The organism is Bacillus sp. S4 (assembly GCF_040838205.1).
Taxonomy (GTDB): Bacteria; Bacillota; Bacilli; order Bacillales; family Bacillaceae_G; genus Bacillus_A; species Bacillus_A cereus_U.
The window spans coordinates 1-3,740 of sequence record NZ_JBFPJI010000309.1 but is presented as its reverse complement, the minus strand read 5'-3'; the positions used below and the strand labels follow the sequence as shown (position 1 = coordinate 3,740).

Below are 3,740 nucleotides of genomic sequence, written 5' to 3'. Positions count from 1 at the left end.
AACTGAGTTTATTCATTTTAACTTTAACCATAAAAATATCGATGCAGAACGGAATGAAAAGCTATTGTTTTTCATTCGAAAAACAATTACATATCTTTTGGATAAACGCGTCGAGAGGGAAACCAATCTAGTGGATTCTATTAATTGGAATGAAGATATGTTAGTTAAACTAAATGGTTGTATTAATAACCTTACTGCTTTTGAGAAGGACAAAATTCATTTAATTACAGAATCATATCGTACAATGAAAAACGAAATTACTAATGATCTTGCAGAACATATTCCGAAACTATTGCAGAGTTGTTCCGATTTAATTAGTGAAGAAAGCGATTTTGGTCACATTGATATTGAACTAAACACAGCGATGAATGAAAGAGTGAAACAATATCTAGAACAAACTGTATTACCTAATCTTGCTCGCTCTATGCAAAATTGGATTGCGACTTCTAATAACGAGCTCCTTCAAAGTCAATTGTACTTAGAAGAAACCAGTGAAGGACTTAATTCTTTATTTGGAGAAAATCGAATACAGTTAGAATGTGACTTTAAAGTAATTGATGACTGGCGCAGAGATACTGATAGAATGACAACTAGAATACAAATGGAAGAAGTAAATATTTTACGCCGATTTACGCCAGCACAATTTTTACTGAAAAGTGCCGGTAAATTATTTGGAGTTCTTCCTAAAAATAAAGCTATGCTATATAACAAATATAAACAGTATTTAGAAAATGAAGATTATACCGATGTAACGGCTTCTATTATGAAGAAGTTTTTCTTGCAATTTGAGCTGTTTGAAAACACACAAGAGCGGGATATTAATATGTTCTTTAGAAATCCATTTGGCGCGTTGGAACAAGCTGTAAAAAACACTCATTTAGAAATAAAAGAAAAACAAGATAAACTGCATAAAATGAAATCAAACCCTGAAGTTTATCGTGATCCTATAACGCTCTTTGAATTGAGATTACGTCAATGTGAAGTAATCTTGAATATAGGTGAGGATAATTCCTATACAGATTTACCTTTAGAAACAATCATAGAATAAACGTAAAGTAACTCCAAAATATACAATAAAAGTTGATTTTGGAGTTGTTTTTTGTTTACATCTGTATAATATGTACGTTCTTTTTAATAGCAGATTGCATCATGTGTTATAAGAGAAGTAATAGGGAAAAGGGAGCAATAGCAATTAGTTGCTCCCTTTCCATTTAATTAGAGTATTTAAATGTCAGATAAATATTTTCCAACATACAGACCGCTTGCGGCTGCTTGAGATAATGAATGAGTGACGCCTGAACAATCTCCAATTAAAAATAGCCCATTCATACTTGTTTCAAAATGGTTATTGATTTTTATTGTAGGAGCATAGAATTTTCCATCAACCCCATATAGTAAAGTATCTTCATCAATAGATTCGTGGATAAATTGTTCTAAACGTAATAAAAATTCTTTGAGCCCTTCAATATATAATGGCGGGATTTCTTTATGCAAATCTCCATAATCTCCGTGTAGTGTAGGTTGTATACGATTATGTTTCATATCTTTTTCCGTAGTAGGTTGTTTCTTTATTAAGTCCTCTAAGCGCTGGATAACAATCCGATCTCGTCCTTGGTTAATGCTTTTAATAATTGAACTTGCGTATACATTTGCTTCTTTGAGAGTTGGAAAATAGCGCGGGATAAATAAAGTGAAATTTAAGTTAGAAGTGCCAGTTCCTTGCTCTCGAAAATTTTGACCGTCAGGCATAACTAAACCTTCTTCGTACTTTCGAATAATACGTCCTTTTGGATTCATACAGTAAGTAGTAGCCGTGAAATGTTCATGCTGATAAGAAAGTTTCGTCTCAAATGTATCTTTTAATATAGAACGTAATTGATGTTCTTTCATCTCTACCCTAATACCTAAATCTACACGGGTTTGCTCCTGAGAAATATTTAGAGAAGTGCACATTTCTTTTAACCAATCCGCCCCGGAACGACCGGTTGCAAATACTAATTTCTTAGAATGGACAGTTTCTTGATTTGTATATATTTTAAAATGGTCTTTCTGCTTAACGATATTTTGTACATCTATATGAAATTGGATATCTATTTTGGTAAGTAAAAATTCATAGAGCTGCTGAAAAATGTTACTTGAAAGTGTAGTACCCAGATGCCTTACTTCTGTTGTTAGCATTTGTAAACCACATGTCTCAGCCTTCTTAGTGAGAGTTGGATTTTCTGTAGAATATTTTGAAACTGAACTTCCACCAAACTGACATAGAATTTCATCTACTTCCGCCATGAGTTGCATAAATCCTTCTTTACCTACTTTTTGCTCGAGTTCGCCTCCAAATCCGTTTGTATAATTAAATTTCCCTTCAGACTTTCCTAAACCACCAAACCCGAAATATTTATCACATGCAGTACAGTTACATATTTCCCCTTGTTTTAAAGAGCAATTTCGATGTTCTAACGGTTTACCTTTATCAAGAATTAAAACCTTTTTGTTGCTTTTGGCTAATGTATAAGCCATAAAAATGCTACTCACTCCAGCACCGATAATTGTAATATCATACATATTTTTTCACCTGCTACCGAATAGTTTGTTTGCTATTTTCCTAGTGTATAACAATTTTACAAAGTTAAGAAATAGCTTGTATTAATAAAGTCATAGTTGTGGATTTGATACTTTCTCAATTACTCTAAATGATGAATGAGATACAACAGTTTTTTATTTGAAAAGAGAGATACTTTTAAACAATCATTTTATCATATGGTTAATAAAAAGCTTACATATAAAAAGAACAGACCTTTTAAGTAAAGAGGTCTGTTAATCATTTGAAATAGTTGTTAAGTGAATAAATCTGAAGAAAATTACAGTTTTATTTAGCGAAGACGTGGTTACCGATTACTGCTACTGTTTGACGTGTAGTAATCCATTTGCTTGTTGATGTTTTCGGATTATAGAAATAAAGCCAATCAGAATGTATTCCATTTGTGGAGATAGCCTCTTCTACTGCCATTTTTGCTTCTGCGCTTGCAGGCTGATTAATTCTTCCATCTGTAACAGGGGTAAATGCATATCCGTGTTTAATAGGTTCATAAATAACTCCTGTTATTGTATTTGGAAAACCTTTTGCATTTACACGATTTAATATAACTTTTGCCACTGCCACTTTTCCTTTATATGATTCGCCACCCGCTTCAGCAGTAACTAAGCGTGCCATTAAGTCTTTTTCTTTTTCTGAAATACTTGAATTAATTTTCACATGTTGTCCTGTATAAAGCTTGTTTCCGACTGTATTGTTAATTTGTTTTATAGATTGAACGGTAACATTGTAACGCTTTGCTATAGTTTCTAATGAATCTCCAGGCTGTACTTGATAAATAATTTGTCCAGAGATGTTCTTAGGTTTGTCGTTTTGATGAACAGTGACCTCATTTGATTTCATGGATCCTGGAATATTTAACTGTTCACCAATAAAAGTTTGATCGTTTCCTTTATTATTCGCTTGTTTAATAGATTGTATTGAAACTCCATATTGTTTACTGATACCCCAAAGTGTATCATTCTTTTTTACTGTATGAATGGTGGAAGCCTCAGTTGCACCTTGATTACATACGAATGTAATTGCTGCTGCAGATAAAGGAATTATATGTTTTATTTTTAATAATTTCATTGTAAATCCTCCCAATAAAAAATTAAGTTTTAACTGTTGAATAATGTAGTTCAGAGTATAAAAGGTATGTATTTAT

2 protein-coding genes and 1 pseudogene are annotated in these 3,740 nt (G+C 32.3%); 1 reads left to right on the top strand and 2 read right to left on the bottom strand.

The window, feature by feature from the left end; translation table 11 throughout:
• A pseudogene (locus tag AB3X48_RS19050) lies at positions 1–1,048 on the top strand (GTP-binding protein); the annotation flags it as partial.
• Positions 1,049–1,224: 176 nt separating this feature from the next.
• Here the strand turns inward: AB3X48_RS19050 and AB3X48_RS19045 are convergent.
• Complete coding sequence (locus tag AB3X48_RS19045; RefSeq protein WP_016105946.1) at positions 1,225–2,562, bottom strand: NAD(P)-binding protein; 1,338 nt, start codon at positions 2,560–2,562, stop codon at positions 1,225–1,227.
• A 304-nt stretch (positions 2,563–2,866) separates the two neighbouring features.
• A complete protein-coding gene (locus AB3X48_RS19040) occupies positions 2,867–3,664 on the bottom strand; it encodes a cell wall hydrolase (RefSeq protein WP_016105945.1) in 798 nt (265 codons plus the stop codon).
• Positions 3,665–3,740 lie beyond the last annotated feature (76 nt).